Below are 17165 nucleotides of genomic sequence, written 5' to 3'. Positions count from 1 at the left end.
CCAAAAAGTTATCTATTTATTTGAATTGATTTGTTTTTTTTCCTTGATTTTCTTAACATAATCTTTCTTATTTGTCTGTCTTTCTCTAGCTATAGCTAAACTAAAATCAGGAACATCATCAGTTATTGTAGAACCTGCTGCCACATAAGCGTCTTTTCCAACGCTAACAGGTGCGATTAGATTAGTATTACATCCAATAAAAGATCGATCTTCAATTATCGTGCGATGTTTACTAAACCCATCGTAATTTACAGTAATTGTTCCACAACCTATATTTATATCTTCTCCTAAGTCTGCGTCACCGATATAAGAAAGATGTGAGACCTTAGTCCCTTTTCCCAGCTTAGAATTTTTAATTTCAACAAAATCTCCTACTTTAACTGATGCTCCAATATGTGACCCAGGTCTGATAAAAGCAAATGGACCTATTTTCGCATTCTCTTCAATATTAGAAGATATCACAACTGAATAGGTAATTGATACATTACTAGCTACTTCAACATTTGTCAGTTCTGTGTTTGGTCCAATCTCACAATTTGAACCAATGACTGTTTTTCCCCTTAAATAGGTACCTGGATAAATTATGGTATCTGGAGCTATCTGAACATCCTTCTCAATATATGTGTTATCAGGGTCAATTATTGTAACCCCTTCTCTCATATGCTTTTCAATTACGCGGTTTCTCATAATTTTTTCAGCCTTAGCCAAGGCTATCCGGTCATTAACTCCGATTGTTTCTAAATGATTATCAGTTTTATAAGCTGTAACTATCTCTCCACTAGTTTTAAGGATTTCGATCACATCAGTAAGGTAGTACTCACCTTGCTTATTATTGTTATTAACCTTAGAAAGTGCAGCAAATAATTTTTGATTATCAAAACAGTAGGTTCCAGAATTGACTTCCTTTATTTCTTTTTCTTCTAATGATGCATCTTTTTCTTCTACTATTTTAAGCACATTACCTTTATCATCGCGAATTATTCTTCCATAACCTGTAGGAGAGCTCAATTCGGTTGTTAAAATGGTCGCTGCAGCATTTTTATTATGATGCTTTTCAATAAGGGCTGACAAAGTTTCCTTTGTAAATAAAGGTGTATCACCACAAATAACTAAAGTAGTTCCTGATTTATTGCTTAAAATTGGACTTGCTTGAGATACAGCATGAGCTGTTCCTAGTTGTTCCAATTGTTCGGCAAATAAGGCGTTGCCACCAACGTACTCTTTAACCTTTTCCGATTCATGTCCTACTATTACAACAATTTCTTGCGTATTGATTTCTTGTAAGACGTCAATAACATGCCCAATCATTGGTTTGCCACCAACTTTATGAAGTACTTTAGGCAGTGTGGATTTCATCCGTGTTCCTTTGCCAGCTGCTAATACAATTGAATACAAATCAGACATAAACTACCCCCATTTTTTCGCTCAATAATACCCATTTTGACTATATATCAATTGTACACTGTTTTCAAGATAATTTAACTATAGGATTATTTTTCAAAAAACATCAATTTCCACAATCTATAAAAATAAAAGAGGGCCCATATTTTGAGCCCTCTTGCTTCTTAAAATAATCAAAATTTTATGCACCTGCTACCATTTCTTCTTCCTCAGCACGTTCATACTCTGCAAGTACAGCAGCTTGAATCTTTTCACGTGTGGAAGAAGTAATAGGATGAGCTATATCTCGAAACTCTCCATCTGGAGTTCTCTTACTTGGCATAGCAACAAACATTCCATTGTTACCATCAATGACACGAATATCATGGACAACAAACTCATTATCAATAGTAATAGATGCAATAGCTCTCATTCGACCCTCCGTATTAACTCTGCGAAGTCTTACATCAGTAACTTCCATTCTATTTTTCACCACCTTTTCTATAAATCCAAGCTCGAGATAAATATTCTATATAAATAGAAAAAATCCTGCAATTAAATGACAAAAAAATAAAAAAATTTGAAATTTATTCAGATTTAAACGCTATCATTTCGATTTCTACCTTCACATCTTTAGGTAATCTTGCAACTTCTACAGTGGACCTAGCTGGTTTATGTTCTTTGAAGTAAGTGGCATAAACTTCATTCATCTCTTGGAATTCATTCATATCCTTTAGATATACAGTTACTTTAACAACATCATTAAGAGTTAATTGTTCGGCTTCTAATACGGCTATTAAGTTCTTAAATACTTGCTCTGTTTGTTCCTTTATATTACCATCAATCAATTCACCATCTTTTGTCAAAGGAATTTGTCCTGAAGTAAAGATAAAGGAATTTACTTTAACAGCCTGAGAATAAGGACCAATCGCTTTAGGCGCTTTGTTTGTAGAAATAGTTTCCATTTTTATCCCTCCTTGAAATAATTACCTAATTCTACTTTTATATTTTTTTCCTTCTCATCAACTTCAGTCAGACGAGCTAAAGATATGTAATCTTCAACCAATTTCTCTTGGGCACCATCTACCTCCACGAAGACTCCTATTCCTTTTATCTGAGCATTAAATTCCTGTAGAAGATTGATCATACCCTTTATTGTGCCTCCAGCTTTCATAAAATCATCAATGATTAAAACATTGGCTCCCTCTCTTAAGGCTCTTTTTGCCAAAGACATAGTTTGAATCCTTTTTGTGGAACCAGAAATATAATTAATGGTTACAACAGAACCTTCTGTTACCTTACTATCTTTATTTGCCACCAAAACCGGAACGTTTAAATAACTTGCTGTAGCGTGGGCAATTGGTATTCCTTTAGTTTCAACTGTTACTATCACATCTATTTCTTCTTTAGCAAAAATTGAAGCAAACATTCTTCCAATTGTTTTGAGCCATTTTGGAGTACCTATAATATCTAACATATATAAGTATCCACCAGGTAAAAGTCTTTCATTATTAGATAATTCTTGACAGATCTTTATCATACTTTCCTTAGCTTCTTTTATAGAAATAGCTGGTATATATTTAACTCCTCCTGCGGCTCCAGCAGAAGTAACCAATTCACCAATCCCTTCACTTTGGAACATTTCGTTAACGATAACTATATCTTCGCTAATCGATGATTTGGCGGCTTGATAACATTCGGCAAAATAGGTTAACGGAATTAAGGTATGAGGATTTTCTAAAAACTGCCTCGTCAAATCAACTATTCTTTCACTTCGCCGCATTTTCTTCATACTACACCTCCATAAAAACGAATATTTTGAACAGAATATATCACTATAGTACGTATTTTTCAAGTTAGTATTACCTTAGTAAGCGTACTGCATATACTTCCTTACAAAATCCCCTTAATGCATTATAAATACGATTTTTTCTTGACTCCATATTTACTAATGCATATACAGTAGGACCACTTCCCGACATTAGTACCCCTTCTCCACTAAATTGCTTCATTTGTTTGTACAATTGTTTAACTTGGGGATAAAGTGAAAACGTTACATTCTCTAATACATTGGAAAGTAATTTTGTCATCATAGAAAAATCCTGATCTTCAATAGCTTTTATCATTTGCTCCGTCTTTGGATGCTCTTTAATTTCATCAAGTTTAAGGGCATTATATATCACAGATGTAGATACTCCTATTGGCAATTTAGCTAATATTACCCAACCTGAAGGAACAGAAGTTATCTTTTGAATCTTCTCGCCCCTACCAGTTGCTAATGCTGTACCTCCGACAACACAAAAGGGTACGTCTGAACCAATTTCTTCTCCTAATTCCATCAGTTCTTTTTCACTTAAACCGAGTTTCCACAAGCGATTTAATCCTCTTAATGTTGCTGCAGCATCACTGCTACCACCTGCCAAACCAGCAGCAACCGGGATATTCTTTTCTAAGTAAATTTTTACACCTTTATCAATATTAAACTTCGATTTAATCAGTTTTGCCGATTTATATACAAGATTTCTTTCATCGTTAGGAACTATACCAGAATTTGATTCTAATATTATCTGATTCCCTTCTATTTCCTCAAAAGAAATTCTATCCGCTAAATCTATCGTCGTCATGATCATTTCAATTTCATGATAACCATCATCACGCTTACCTATAACATCTAATGTTAAATTTATTTTAGCTGGAGCTTTTTCAAACAGCTTCATTAACCATCACCCACTCTAATAACTATATCCATCATTTCATTTTAGCATTTTACTTATAAAATAAAAAGCTAGGGAAAATTATTTCCCTAGCTCGTTGTCCACAATTTATGATCGACCCTTTTCAACTAAGCTTCTCTCGGCTATCTCAATAGCCTTTTTCACCATGTTTCCTGCATCGCGGGTTGTGATTCCACCCCATCCTTCCTTTTGGACGGTATCATAAAAACCAAGTTCTTTTGCTAATTCTTCTTTAAAAGCTTCAGACATCACTCCGCGTCTACGGCCCATCATTATACCTCCCTTTTTTGTGGACGCTCATAGTATATGTATTTTTGTTTGTATTTAATAACGTTAAAGTATGGGATTAATAACAAAAAAAAAGTAGAACAGAATGTCCTACCCTCAAAATATTATATACCACTTGTTATTTTAACTTGTCCATCATCCTTACATATTGTAAGTTCAACAGATGCAGTAAGTATATCAGCGTAACTATAAGATACCCTTTTAAAAGAATTATTATCTTCATCTAACTTTACAATGAAGACAGAAGGGTAGGTCTCTTCTAGAACACCTGTGCGTTCTATTGTTTTCTTTCTCCCACCATTGGCCTTAAGCATAATTTTTTCACCTATATAGTGATCCAAATTACGCTTAATTGCAGTTAACGAACTATTAGCCATATATACTAACCACCTCTCTACGTACCAATTGTAACATAGAGGGGATAAAATGTCAATGAAAAGATATATTATAGCAGTGGTACAATTATCTTGTCAATACATTTCTTAATCATTTAATAACTTTTCTAAGTAATTGGTTAAAATTGCAAATTCATCAAGATTGAATGTTTCGGCTCTTCTTTTAGGATCAATGTTTATTTCTGAAAATAATTGTTCTAATTGCTGTTTTTTACCTTTTTCAATTAAACCATGAATTAAATTATTAAACAAAGTCTTACGCCTATGTTGGAAAGCAACTCTCACTACTTTGAAGAAAAATTCTTCATCAACAATTTTAATAGGTGGATTTTTTCGAACTTTTAATTGGATTACAGCAGAATCGACATTAGGTTTGGGGATAAATACAGTGCTTGGAACACTAAAGATGATATTTGCCTCTGCATAATAATTCACCAATACAGTCAAACTGCCATAATCCTTACCACCTGGTTTTGCAGTTATCCTTTCAGCTACTTCTTTTTGAATCATTACAGTAATGGAATCGACCTTTGTTTTTTCTGTTAGTATCTTTATTAAGATTGGGCTTGTTACATAATATGGTAAATTGGCAACCACCTTTATTGAGCTAAAACCACTTAGTTCGTTTTTAATAATTGAATCAATGGATGTTTTAAGTACATCAGCATTAATTACTTTAATATTTTGGTATTCAGCTAATGTTTCGTTAAGAATAGGTATTAAACGTTGATCTATTTCTATTGCAACCACTTTACCCGCTCGCTCAGCTAATTTTTGTGTTAAAGCTCCAATGCCTGGACCTATCTCGATAACCCCGGTTGAATCGTTGATGTCGGCACTGTCTGCAATTTTATCGAGAATATTGGGGTCTACTAGGAAGTTTTGTCCCAAACTTTTTTTAAAGGCAAAATTATATTTTTTGATAACACTTTGGGTCATAGTTTTATTAGAAATATTTTTTTCCATCGTCCATTCATTCCTTCTCATCTATCGACTTTAAAGCATTAATAAATTCTTCTTCACTGATCCGAAACATTTTCAATCTGCTATATAGTTGTTTGGCGTTTGCATAGCCAATCCCCAATGCATTTCCTAATGCTAGTCTCCGTTGTCTGGCTTTTTGACCACCGACTAAACCTGCATCTATTAGTCTTTCCCACGAAATCATTTCTATTGGTTCTTCTATCCACTCAGTTTTAACTTGACTTAATGCACGTTTTATAACCTCTGGAGAAGCATTTTCTACTCCTAAATCACCGTTTTTTATTGCTTCTTCTTTCGTAATAAATGCATGCTTTATGCCTGAAACATGTTGACTAATAGTTTTACGAATTTTCTCCCCCGGATAATCTGGGTCAGTAAATACAATCACTCCCCTAGTTTCCTGAGCTTTTTGGATCTGACGAATTACTTCCTTAGAAATTGCCGAACCACCAGTTTCTATCGTATCAGCCTTTACCGCCCTTTTAATAGCTACTGTATCATCTCTTCCTTCAACTACAATAACTTCCTTAATAATCAATTTTAATTCCTCCATGATCAATTTAGGCCACACCTATTTAGGCTATTAATTTAATGTAAATGCCTTTTACCGTAAAATAAACAGGGAATAACCCTGTTTATTTTAACTAAAATTTGAATACTTTCTTAGCATTTTCAGTCGTTATTTTTTCTATTTCTTCTATATCCATACCTCTTAATTCAGCAATTTTTTCTGCTATATACCTTACATAGGAAGACTCGTTTCTCTTACCACGAAATGGTTCAGGGGTTAGATAAGGCGAATCTGTTTCAATTAATATCCTCTCTAATGGGATATTGGACGCAACTTCTTTAGGCTTTTTGGCATTTTTAAAGGTTACTGGTCCACTAAAGGAAATATAAAAGCCCATCTCTATACATTCTTTAGCCATCTCCACACTTCCAGAAAAAGAATGCATAACTCCTCCTATTTTATTAACCCCTTCCTCTTTTAAAATATTACATACATCCTGATGGGCATCCCTATCGTGAATTACTATTGGCAAACCTACACGCTTAGCCAGTTGTATTTGCTTTCTGAACACTTCCTGTTGAATATCTTTAGGAGCAAAATCCCAATAATAATCTAAACCAATCTCTCCAATAGCTAAAATTTTAGGATGTTTGCTTAACTCTTCAATCCACTTTAAGTCTTCATCAGTCATTTCGTGAGCATTATTAGGATGAAAGCCGATAACCCCAAAGATAAAATCATATTTATCTATTAGATCAAGGGTTGCCAAAATCGTCTTCCTATTGTAACCAACGTTAATTATATGGCTAAGTCCATTTTCCTTCGCTCTAAGGATTACTTCTTCGCGATCCTCTTCAAATTTTTCATCATCAAGATGAGCATGAGTATCTATCAGCATAATGATCACCTATTTTTATTTTACTTGTGCCCCATTTGGAATATCGTCAGATACGGTAGCCAATACAAGTTTATCTCCTTCAGAAGTTGCAAGGATCATTCCATTAGAAACTTCTCCTCTTAACTTAACAGGTTTTAAATTTGTTACACAAATCACTTTCTTACCAATCAATTCTTCTGGTTTATAGTATTTAGCTATACCCGAAACCACTTGTCTTTTTTCATAACCTAAATCTAATTGGATTTTTAGTAATTTGTCAGCCTTTGGAATCTTTTCAGCTTCGATTACCTCTGCTACACGTAAATCAACTTTGAAAAAATCATCTATGGTAATTTGAGTTACATTTGCTTGATCCATATCTTCATCCCCATTTTTCCTCACTTGTTGTTCTTGTTTTACTTTGTTTTCCTCTGCCTTTTTCTTCGCTGCTAAAGTTGTCTCATCGATAATCCTAAGTTCTTCTTGGATATCTAACCGTGGAAAGATAGCCTCTTTTTTATCTACTTTGGTTCCTGGAGAAATTATATTCCAATCTTTTGCTTGATCCCAGCTGATTTGATCATTATTTATGCCCAATTGCTCCCAAATTTTTTGTGGAGCCTTTGTCATAAATGGCTGAATTAAAATAGATATTACCCTGATACTTTCAACCAAATGGTACAATACAGTACCAAGACGATCTTTTTGGGATTCATTTTTCGCCAATACCCAAGGCATAGTTTCATCAATATATTTGTTAGTTCTACCAATTAACTGCCAGATATGTGTTAAAGCTTGACTAAATAACATCTTATCTAAAGTTTCTTCTACTTTTATTGCTGTATCATGAGCAAATTGTTTTAATTCTTGATCTAGTTCAGTTACAGCCTTTGGCGTGGGTAATACACCCTCAAAATATTTTTCAACCATTGCTACGGTTCTGCTAACTAAATTTCCTAAATCGTTAGCCAAATCCACATTTAATCGTTGAATAAAGGCTTCTGGTGTAAACACACCGTCAGAACCAAAAGCGATTTCTCTTAATAAGAAGTATCTAACACTATCTGAACCATAACGATCGATCAAAAATTTTGGATCAATAGCATTTCCTTTTGATTTAGACATCTTACCATCGGGCATTAATAACCAACCATGCCCAAATACTTGCTTCGGTAATGGTAAGTCTAAAGCCATCAATATTATCGGCCAATAAATGGTGTGAAATCTTAAAATATCTTTACCGATCAAATGGACATCAGCAGGCCAAAAATGTTCGAATCTCTCTCTTTCCTTCGGATCATCAGATAGATAACCTAAAGCAGTGATATAGTTTGTTAAAGCATCAATCCATACATAAATCACATGTTTAGGATCATCTGGGATTTTGATCCCCCAATCAAAGGTACTTCTAGAAATGGACAAATCCTCTAAACCAGGTTTTAAAAAGTTATTTATCATCTCATTTTTTCTTGACTCTGGTTGAATAAACTCTGGGTTTTCCTCAATATATTTTAATAAACGATCTTGGTATTTAGACATTCTGAAGAAATAGCTTTTTTCCTTAACTTTATCTACAGACCGTCCACAGTCTGGACATACATAACCTTCTTCTGAATCAGCCTGCCTTTCTGTCCAGAAAGCCTCACACGGTACACAATAGTATCCTTCATATTCTCCTAAATAGATATCTCCATTCTCTTGAAGTCTTTTAAATATCTTTTTAACAACCTTTTCATGACGTTCTTCAGTTGTTCTAATAAAATCATCATATGAAATATCTAGTTTTTGCCATAAATCCTTAATCCAATCTATTATGGGATCAATAAAATCGATTGGTTCTAATCCTTCTTCAGCTGCTCTTTTTTGTAATTTTTGACCATGCTCATCAGTACCAGTTAAATAGAAAACATCATAACCACGCAATCTTTTATACCTAGCCATGGTATCAGCAGCAATAGTGGTATAAGCGTTACCAATGTGCAACTTATCACTTGGATAATAGATTGGTGTGGTAATATAATAAGTTTTCTTACTCATATGCCCCAACTCCTTTCCAAAAATCAAAAAACCCCCATCCTTTCTTGGGACGAGAGTTCTACTCACGCGGTACCACCCAAATTCCTTTAAGCAATTAAAGGCCCTTTGTGTGTCAAAATTGACTCCTTTAACGCAGAATGTACGTTATTCCCTAAAAGGGGTTAAACATGATCATTAGATCATTCAAACCCTTCTCAGAAATAAATCCTCCAGGACCATCTTCATTCACTCCACTTACTGGTTCCCAGCATTCCCAGCTCTCTTTGAAAGTGGTCATGAATTACTCATCCCTTCATCGTAATCACATATAACTACTAATTACCATTGTATCAATTTCTTCCCCAAAATATACATAATTATTCGCTAACTGTCAACCGTATTTTAAAATTTTTAAAATGACATTTTTCAGAAAATTCTTGCTATCAAAAAACTATTGACTATTTTGGGAATGACTGGTACTATAAGTACATAAAATAATTTGTCGAATTTTGACGACATTTATTTTATGTTTTTAGTGAGGGGAGGAAATTAAATGTTAAAGTCTACTGGTATTGTACGTAAAGTAGATGAACTAGGAAGAGTTGTTATACCTATTGAGCTTCGTAGAACTTTAGGCATCAGCGAAAAAGATGCATTGGAAATTTATGTTGATGGTGAGCGTATCATCCTAAAGAAATACGAGCCAGCTTGTATCTTCTGCGGTAATGCTGAAAACGTAACTCACTTTAAAGGTAAGATCATCTGCAGCGAATGCTTAAACGAAATGCCAAGAGGTTAATTTAACTACATGATTAACTACATAATATGTTAAAAACAAAAGCTTCAGAATAATATTCGAAGCTTTTGTTTTTTAATACCCATGATAAATCTTATAAACATCCCTTTTTGGTAAATTTCGGTCCTTAGCGGTTAATTTAATAGCTTCCTTAGATGTTTTACCATCTTTTATATAATACTCAACATGCTCGTTTATCGTTAGTGCTATCCACCATGACTCTGGTCCCTTTTTTTGACTTTCACTTATTCCCTCAATTACTAATGTCATCTCACCTTTTAACGGATTGAATTCAATATATTTAAGAATTTCCTCAATTGTACCCCTAATGAACTCTTCATGTTTTTTAGTTAATTCCCGAATTAAAACTGCTTTACGATTTCCTAACACCTCAGTAATAACTTTTAAAGTTTTCTTTATCCGATGTGGTGCCTCATAAAATACTAATGTTTCTGTATAATCTTTTATTCTTTCCAACTCTTTTGTTATTGACTTTTTTTCTCTAGGCAAAAAGCCTAAAAATACAAACTTTCTTGTAGATAATCCTGAAGCAACCAAGCCTGAAATCGCTGCATTTGCACCGGGTATTGGGATAACAGAAATTCCACGACTAACTGCTTCATTAACTAGCTCATTCCCTGGATCTGAGATCGCTGGCATACCAGCATCACTAACTAAGGCTATATTTGTCCCTTCTTCTAGCCTTTTTATCAACTCTTTTCCACTTGAATCTTTATTATGTTCGTGATAACTAACTAACCGTTTTTGGATATCAAAATGATTTAATAATTTTATCGTATGTCTTGTATCTTCCGCCGCAATCAGATCAACTTGTCGTAATATTTTAACTGCTCGATATGTCATATCATCTAGATTTCCTATCGGCGTCCCAACAAGATATAGTACTCCCAAATCATTTTCACTATTATAGCTTTTTTGAGTATTCACTTAGTACACCTTCTTTATTTTTATACCTATTCTTTACCATAATATATTTGATACACTTCATCCGTATATTTACCTACCTGTTCATATACTATTAATGGAGGTAAAACATGTATTTCTTTTCCACCATGCTTTATTGCTTCTACTAAAACCATATTAGCCTCTTTATGTTTAAAGGGGTGAACAAATCTGATCCTCTTTGGCTCTAATTTAGCCTCTCGTAATAAAGTAATAATATCCACTAATCTAAAAGGACGATGAACCATTGATAATCGTCCACCGACTTTTAATAATTGCCTACTAGCTTCGATCACTTCTTCTAAATTTGTACGCAATTCATGCCTTGCAATAGCAAGATGATGATTTGTATTTTTATCCTGTCCTGTTAATGGGAGATAGGGCGGATTAACGAGTACCGCATCGAATTTGCCTCTACCTAACCTGTCAGGTGAATCCTTTAGGTCACCTTGTAAAAAATGAATTCGATGAGATAAGTTATTGAGTTTAGTGCTACGTTGAGCCATATCGACCAATCGTTCTTGAATTTCGACTCCATAGATTTCAGCCTTTGTCCTAGTTGAAATTAATAGTGGAATTACCCCATTTCCACTACAAAGATCAATTATTTTCCCACTCAAAGGAATGTTAGCAAAGTTAGCTAATAATACAGCATCCATAGAAAAAGAAAAGACTTCGTCACTCTGAATTATTTTAAGATTTTCCGTTAGTTCATCTAATCTTTCTGTATGAAGTAAATCAATATCCATCAATATCCTCCTTATGATCTTAACCACAAAATATATCGTAAAAAAAAGTCACATCTGTGACTTTTAAATAAAAATCTATTGAGACTTGTTAAGAAAAGATAAGCAAAATAAACAATCTCCTTCTGTCCTTAGGTTACCAAAATGCAGATTACATACATGAAAACCTTCATGGTATAATCGAGCTAAGTTATCGTAACCTTCTCCAACAACCTTTTTATTATTAATAGTAGACTTAGATTTACCCTTTTTTTCTGATGAAGTATACTCACTTTCTAATCTTCGACGCAATTCCTCATTTTCTATCCGTAAATGGTGATTTTCCTCTAAAAGGGTGACGACTTTTTGTTTTAGTTGTCCTAATTCACGATATAAATTCCCCAATTTTTCTTCAATATCAACTATATGTGAAAAAATTTCGTTTTTTTCCACATTATCACCCCAAGTATTAAAATTCAAAATCCCCTTCAACTACATCATCTAGAGGTAAAATTTCCACAGTCTGGGTTTCTTTAAGTTCAACCTGAACCTTTCTTTCTAATATATTAAGCCCTACAACTCGGCCAATACCCATAGGCGTCATAACATTACTGCCTACTTCAGGTAAATCCTGTTTACTAGCCTCATAATTATCATTCTCATATTTAAGACAGCACATCAAACGTCCACATAATCCTGAAATTTTGGCTGGATTTAAAGATAAATTTTGATCTTTAGCCATCTTTATCGATACTGGTTCAAAGTCACCTAAAAATGATTTGCAACATAAAACTCGGCCACATGGCCCAATTCCACCGAGCATTTTTGCTTCATCTCTTACACCAATTTGTCTTAATTCAATCCTGGTTTTGAATACGGCAGCCAAATCCTTAACTAGCTCTCTAAAATCGACTCTGCCATCAGCGGTAAAATAAAATATGATCTTATTTCTATCAAAAGTGTATTCCACATCGACCAATTTCATTTCTAAACCATGTTTTTCGATTTTTTCTAAACAAACATTAAAAGCTGCTTTGGCATCAGCCTTATTTTTTTCAACAATTATTGCATCTTCTTCATTTGCTAATCTTATGACTTTTTTTAAAGGTAGTACAACATCTTCCTCACTTACTTCTTTCTTACCAATAACGACTTGGCCATATTCGATACCTCTAGCAGTTTCTACGATTACATATTGACCTTCATCTATCATCAAATCATCTGGATCAAAATAATATATCTTGCCAGCTTTTTTAAAACGAACTCCTACTACTGAGTACACAAATAATTATCCCTCCCAAATAGATAGAACCAAATGTTCTAATGCTAATTGTAAATTTACATTTGCCGCAATTTGTTTCTTTGCAAAGAAAATCTTCTCAATTTGATCAATGAGCCGTTCTTCTGTTAGTTGCATACCTTGCTTAATTAAAATATTTTCATAATCCCTGTAAACCAAGAATGCATTTCTATTTAATTTAACATTCAGAATATCTCTATACCATAAAATCAGCAAGTCCAAAAATTGCGATAAATGTTGTTTTATATAATCATTCTTAACTATTTTATCATTTACTGTTAATAATGCACGATAATCTTCAGAATATATTTCCTCGTTCCATTGTACCATTATATTTTTCATTTGTGCAAATTCATCAGAGTCTAAAATGTTTTTGACTTCCTCAATATCTACCGTTAAATTTGAGGCAAGTAAAATTTCTACTTCCCGATAACCTTTTTGTTTCATTTCTTGCACTATACTTTGTTGATCTAAATAGGGAAAAGTTATTATTTGACACCGAGACCTTATTGTAGATATTAACTGATGTTGACTTTCGACGAGCAATATAGCAACCAATGGTGATATTGGTTCTTCTAAAAACTTTAATAAGCTATTTGCTGCTTGTAAGGTCATAAATTCTGCCTGTTTGATAATCAGTACTTTATATTTGGAGTCTACTAATTTGTACTGAAAACTCTTCTGCAACTGACGAATTTGTTCAATTTTGATGGACTTCCCATCTGGCTCTATCCAAATAACATCTTGATGATTATGATGCTCAATTCGGCGACAATTATGACAACTATCACAGGCATCAGCTTGGGTGGAAATGCAATTTAATGCTTTAGCAAATTCTAATGCCATCTTATCTTTTCCTACACCTTTAGGACCAGCAAATATATAGGCATGGGAAACACGTTGATGTTCAATCATCCCTGTTAATAATTTTGCAATCCTTTTCTGTCCTAATACATTTGACATAGCCATTGATTCATCCCTACCTAGCAAAAATCAATAATAAAGATTTACTAGCAAACCTCTAATCTCACCAATCTGATCTAGAATATTAAGTTGTTTGCCTTCTTTCTCTATTATCCCATCTGTTAATTCAATTAACCTTTGATCTATTTCTTTAATAATTTTGTATCTTTTTTGTCTTCCTCGCGAATCAAAACCAAATCTCTCTTCCAAGGCAAGCGCCCCATTTATAACCTCTTCCATAAACTTTTTGATAGCCCTTTTATATGCTTCTAAATCCTTTAGTTTTTTTGTTTTAGTCAATTTTTCTCCTTGTTCATCAATTTCATTCAGTAATTTATTGAGATACTCTATTGAATGTCGCTTCCCCTCTTGATGTAAAAAATCAGAAAAACCCTTGTTCGATTCGAAGTTTTCGATATTTCTTTTAGATTTTAACTTAATTGAAGAACCTTGACTTATTTGACCTATCCTCATAACAATCAATCCTAAAATTGAAAATATTGTTCAATCGGTAATACAAATACTGTAGCCCCACCAACTTGTACTTCAACAGGATAAGGAATATATGAATCTGCATTTCCACCCAATGAAGATATTGGTGAAACTAATTGCTCTCTAGACTTACAATTCTCTTTAATTATTGTTAAAACATCTTCTACCCGCTCATCTTCTATACCTATAAAAAATGTTGTATTGCCAGACCTAAGAAATCCTCCGGTGCTTGCTAATTTTGTAGCTCTAATATTTTCTCTAATTAGCGCATTTGAAAATCTTTGGCTATCCTTATCTTGGATAATGGCAATAACAAGTTTCATTAAATTACCCCTCCTTCCAATTCATATTTAAAAACTTTTCAAAATCTTTTTTTATCACTTCAAAAATCATTTCTATCGATTTATTAGCGTCGATTTTTAATATTCGATTAGGATATTCTTCTGCAAGTACTGAAAATCCCTGATAGACCCTTTCATGATATTCTATGTCTTTTTGCTCGATCCGGTCTAAATCACTGTCAAACTCCCGATTATTTCTTTTTATCATTCGTTCTCTTCCTAATTCAGGAGAAATATATAGTAGGTATGTCCTATTAGGTTGTAATTGGGAACTGGCAAATCTATTTATCTCTTCGACAATTTCCTTATCTATCCCTAATCCGTAAGATTGGTAAGCAATACTTGCATCAATATAACGATCACATAAAACTATTTTTCCTTGCTCTAAAGCTGGAATTATCAGTTCATGTACCAACTGCGCCCTTGAAGCTGCATACAGTAAGATTTCAGTTTGATTTTTAAGTTCTAAATGATTAGGATCTAACAATATCTTTCTAATCTGGTCGCTGATGTGTGTTCCACCGGGTTCTCTAGTAGTAACAACATCATACCCTTGTTCACGCAAGTAATTAGCTAATAATTGCAATTGAGTTGTTTTTCCTGATCCATCTGGACCTTCAAATGTAATGAATAATCCTTTCACATTCCTGCCTCCAATTTATTGATCTAAAACCTTAATTCGCTGTAAATAATGATCATGAATTCCTTGAAATCTTATACCTTTATCTTTTAATTCTATCAAATACTCGATCGTCTCCTTCGTTATCTCTTCACCTAATTGTAACACTGGTATCCCCGGCGGGTAAGGAATCACCATTTCGGCTGCTATTTTCCCTATTGATTCCTGTAGCGATACCAATCTAGTTTTGCTATAAAGAATTTTTTCTAAGGAAATTTTACTTTGCTTGTTATTTAAAAAAATAAAATGATCTACAGATCCAACCTCTGTATTTTCAATATCCTGTATATCATCAATAGAATTAATAAGTGTTTGCTCAATTTCCCATAAACCATCGCTTAATCGCTTTAAATCTTGATAGCTTGTACCTGGGGTAACGATGGATAGAGCATTATATAAATCAGCTAATTCTAAATATATGTTTTTCTGTTCTAGATATTTTTGAATATCTACTCCTGAAACCTTCTTATTTTGACTATGAATAATTATTTTTAATGGATCAAGAAAATAACGTCTATCCAATCGATGTTTTACTCTCATTATTTTTAATTGATCAACTTTTTGATAAAAATCATCAAGTAACTGAATTATATTATCCCACAGACCTTTGCCTTCTTTTTCAATCCAGTGACATGTCAAATCTAAAGAAGCCATGATCGGATAAGAGGGACTGGAAGTTTGAATCATTGATAGGTATAACTTTAATCGATCTACGTCAATATATTTACTTCTAACATGAAGCATAGAACCCATTGTCATTGCAAATAGGGTTTTATGAGTAGATTGGACAACAATATCTGCCCCCATCTCTAAAGAGGAGCTAGGAAAGGAGGGATGTAAGCCAAAATGAGCCCCATGGGCTTCATCAACTAATATTGGAATTTTATAACTGTGAACCAAGTCAATTATTTCCTTTAAATCAATCCCAATTCCATAATAATTGGGATTCATAATAAATACTCCTTTGGCATCAGGATGAGTCCTTAAGGTTTGTTCCAAACTTTCTTTGTTAATACTACCAGCTATCCCTAGTTGAGGTATCATTTTAGGATTTATATAGATCGGTACTGCTCTTGCAAGCATTAAACCATGAATCACTGATTTATGGACATTTCTTTGTACAATAATTTTGTCTCCTGGCTGACAAGTTGCTAGTATCATCGCTAGATTCCCTGTAGTACTACCATTCACAAGAAAAAATGTATGATCGGCTCCAAATAGTTTTGCCGCCCTTTGTTCAGCTTCTAAAATTACCCCTTCGGGTTGATGCAAATCATCTAAACCAGGAATTTCGGTCATATCTATCTTTAATATTTCTTGATAAACCTTTCGTCCTAAAGGACTGAAACCTTCTCCCATTTTATGACCTGGAACATGAAAAGATATCGAGTTTCGCTGATAATAGGAGACTAATTTATCAAAAAGCGGTGCATTTGCTTTATCCATAGAAAACCTCTTTTTGCTTATATTTTATAGATATAAACCAGTTAATTTTTTGGCTTAATTCTCAAGTTATTTATATTATTATAATATAACGTATAATCATTTACACCTTAAAAAATTTCTAAATCTACACCCTTAAACCAAGGTGGCACGTTACAAATACAATTTCTGACTTTTCCACAAAAATAAATAACGGTAATTTCCCAAGTAATAAAAAAGCACTCTTTTTCTAAATAAAAGAGTGCTCAGACTGAAGACTAACCTCATGCTAAATTAC

21 protein-coding genes and 1 other annotated feature are annotated in these 17165 nt (G+C 33.5%); of the genes, 1 reads left to right on the top strand and 20 read right to left on the bottom strand.

Features of this window, described 5'->3' with window-relative positions; all coding sequences use genetic code 11:
- Positions 1 to 12 precede the first annotated feature (12 nt).
- The 11 genes from glmU to metG form a co-directional block, all read right to left on the bottom strand.
- Positions 13 to 1404, bottom strand: coding sequence for a bifunctional UDP-N-acetylglucosamine diphosphorylase/glucosamine-1-phosphate N-acetyltransferase GlmU (gene glmU, locus BHF71_RS00960; protein ID WP_069655826.1), 1392 nt, complete (start codon positions 1402 to 1404; stop codon positions 13 to 15).
- A 178-nt stretch (positions 1405 to 1582) separates the two neighbouring features.
- The gene (gene spoVG, locus BHF71_RS00955) at positions 1583 to 1861 is read right to left on the bottom strand and encodes a septation regulator SpoVG (RefSeq protein ID WP_069655825.1); all 279 of its coding nucleotides are present in this window, start codon (positions 1859 to 1861) and stop codon (positions 1583 to 1585) included.
- A 106-nt stretch (positions 1862 to 1967) separates the two neighbouring features.
- Complete coding sequence (locus tag BHF71_RS00950; RefSeq protein WP_069655824.1) at positions 1968 to 2345, bottom strand: RidA family protein; 378 nt, start codon at positions 2343 to 2345, stop codon at positions 1968 to 1970.
- Between the two features lie 2 nt (positions 2346 to 2347).
- On the bottom strand, positions 2348 to 3172 hold the full coding sequence (purR, locus tag BHF71_RS00945; RefSeq protein ID WP_069655823.1) for a pur operon repressor: 825 nt from the start codon (positions 3170 to 3172) through the stop codon (positions 2348 to 2350).
- A 70-nt stretch (positions 3173 to 3242) separates the two neighbouring features.
- Positions 3243 to 4097, bottom strand: a complete 855-nt coding sequence (gene ispE, locus BHF71_RS00940) for a 4-(cytidine 5'-diphospho)-2-C-methyl-D-erythritol kinase (protein ID WP_069655822.1) — start codon at positions 4095 to 4097, stop codon at positions 3243 to 3245.
- A gap of 105 nt (positions 4098 to 4202) precedes the next feature.
- Positions 4203 to 4385, bottom strand: coding sequence for a small, acid-soluble spore protein, alpha/beta type (locus BHF71_RS00935; RefSeq protein WP_069655821.1), 183 nt, complete (start codon positions 4383 to 4385; stop codon positions 4203 to 4205).
- A gap of 122 nt (positions 4386 to 4507) precedes the next feature.
- Complete coding sequence (gene veg, locus BHF71_RS00930; RefSeq protein ID WP_069655820.1) at positions 4508 to 4780, bottom strand: biofilm formation stimulator Veg; 273 nt, start codon at positions 4778 to 4780, stop codon at positions 4508 to 4510.
- Between the two features lie 105 nt (positions 4781 to 4885).
- Complete coding sequence (gene rsmA / locus BHF71_RS00925) at positions 4886 to 5764, bottom strand: 16S rRNA (adenine(1518)-N(6)/adenine(1519)-N(6))-dimethyltransferase RsmA (RefSeq protein ID WP_069655819.1); 879 nt, start codon at positions 5762 to 5764, stop codon at positions 4886 to 4888.
- A gap of 7 nt (positions 5765 to 5771) precedes the next feature.
- On the bottom strand, positions 5772 to 6320 hold the full coding sequence (gene rnmV, locus BHF71_RS00920; RefSeq protein WP_218064909.1) for a ribonuclease M5: 549 nt from the start codon (positions 6318 to 6320) through the stop codon (positions 5772 to 5774).
- Positions 6321 to 6426: 106 nt separating this feature from the next.
- Positions 6427 to 7191 carry a TatD family hydrolase gene (locus BHF71_RS00915; protein ID WP_069655818.1) on the bottom strand — a complete coding sequence of 255 codons (765 nt, stop codon included), beginning with the start codon at positions 7189 to 7191 and terminating at the stop codon, positions 6427 to 6429.
- Between the two features lie 15 nt (positions 7192 to 7206).
- Complete coding sequence (gene metG / locus BHF71_RS00910) at positions 7207 to 9207, bottom strand: methionine--tRNA ligase (protein WP_069655861.1); 2001 nt, start codon at positions 9205 to 9207, stop codon at positions 7207 to 7209.
- Between the two features lie 42 nt (positions 9208 to 9249).
- Positions 9250 to 9512 (bottom strand) — a binding site (T-box leader).
- A gap of 227 nt (positions 9513 to 9739) precedes the next feature.
- On the opposite strand from metG, the gene BHF71_RS00905 reads away from it, so the two are divergent.
- Entirely contained in the window at positions 9740 to 9985 is a 246-nt protein-coding gene (locus tag BHF71_RS00905; RefSeq protein ID WP_069655817.1) for an AbrB/MazE/SpoVT family DNA-binding domain-containing protein, read from the top strand.
- A 72-nt stretch (positions 9986 to 10057) separates the two neighbouring features.
- On the opposite strand, the gene rsmI is transcribed toward BHF71_RS00905, so the two are convergent.
- The 9 genes from rsmI to BHF71_RS00860 all read right to left on the bottom strand — a co-directional run bounded on the left by rsmI (position 10058) and on the right by BHF71_RS00860 (position 16891).
- Positions 10058 to 10930 carry a 16S rRNA (cytidine(1402)-2'-O)-methyltransferase gene (gene rsmI, locus BHF71_RS00900; protein WP_069655816.1) on the bottom strand — a complete coding sequence of 291 codons (873 nt, stop codon included), beginning with the start codon at positions 10928 to 10930 and terminating at the stop codon, positions 10058 to 10060.
- A 26-nt stretch (positions 10931 to 10956) separates the two neighbouring features.
- A complete protein-coding gene (locus tag BHF71_RS00895) occupies positions 10957 to 11694 on the bottom strand; it encodes a tRNA1(Val) (adenine(37)-N6)-methyltransferase (RefSeq protein WP_069655815.1) in 738 nt (245 codons plus the stop codon).
- 75 nt (positions 11695 to 11769) lie between these two features.
- Positions 11770 to 12123: a DNA replication initiation control protein YabA gene (gene yabA / locus BHF71_RS00890; RefSeq protein WP_069655860.1), complete on the bottom strand. Its 354-nt coding sequence runs from the start codon at positions 12121 to 12123 to the stop codon at positions 11770 to 11772.
- A gap of 16 nt (positions 12124 to 12139) precedes the next feature.
- Positions 12140 to 12952: a PSP1 domain-containing protein gene (locus tag BHF71_RS00885; protein ID WP_069655814.1), complete on the bottom strand. Its 813-nt coding sequence runs from the start codon at positions 12950 to 12952 to the stop codon at positions 12140 to 12142.
- Positions 12953 to 12958: 6 nt separating this feature from the next.
- On the bottom strand, positions 12959 to 13939 hold the full coding sequence (gene holB, locus BHF71_RS00880; RefSeq protein WP_069655813.1) for a DNA polymerase III subunit delta': 981 nt from the start codon (positions 13937 to 13939) through the stop codon (positions 12959 to 12961).
- A gap of 24 nt (positions 13940 to 13963) precedes the next feature.
- A complete protein-coding gene (locus BHF71_RS00875; protein ID WP_069655812.1) occupies positions 13964 to 14407 on the bottom strand; it encodes a YaaR family protein in 444 nt (147 codons plus the stop codon).
- An 11-nt stretch (positions 14408 to 14418) separates the two neighbouring features.
- Complete coding sequence (locus BHF71_RS00870; protein ID WP_069655811.1) at positions 14419 to 14748, bottom strand: cyclic-di-AMP receptor; 330 nt, start codon at positions 14746 to 14748, stop codon at positions 14419 to 14421.
- Positions 14749 to 14752: 4 nt separating this feature from the next.
- A complete protein-coding gene (tmk, locus tag BHF71_RS00865) occupies positions 14753 to 15409 on the bottom strand; it encodes a dTMP kinase (RefSeq protein WP_069655810.1) in 657 nt (218 codons plus the stop codon).
- Between the two features lie 15 nt (positions 15410 to 15424).
- Positions 15425 to 16891, bottom strand: coding sequence for an aminotransferase class I/II-fold pyridoxal phosphate-dependent enzyme (locus BHF71_RS00860; protein WP_069655809.1), 1467 nt, complete (start codon positions 16889 to 16891; stop codon positions 15425 to 15427).
- Positions 16892 to 17165 lie beyond the last annotated feature (274 nt).

The sequence above is a fragment of the Vulcanibacillus modesticaldus genome (assembly GCF_001730235.1).
Classification (GTDB): domain Bacteria; phylum Bacillota; class Bacilli; order Tepidibacillales; family Tepidibacillaceae; genus Vulcanibacillus; species Vulcanibacillus modesticaldus.
This window is presented reverse-complemented; position numbering and strand designations above follow the sequence as displayed.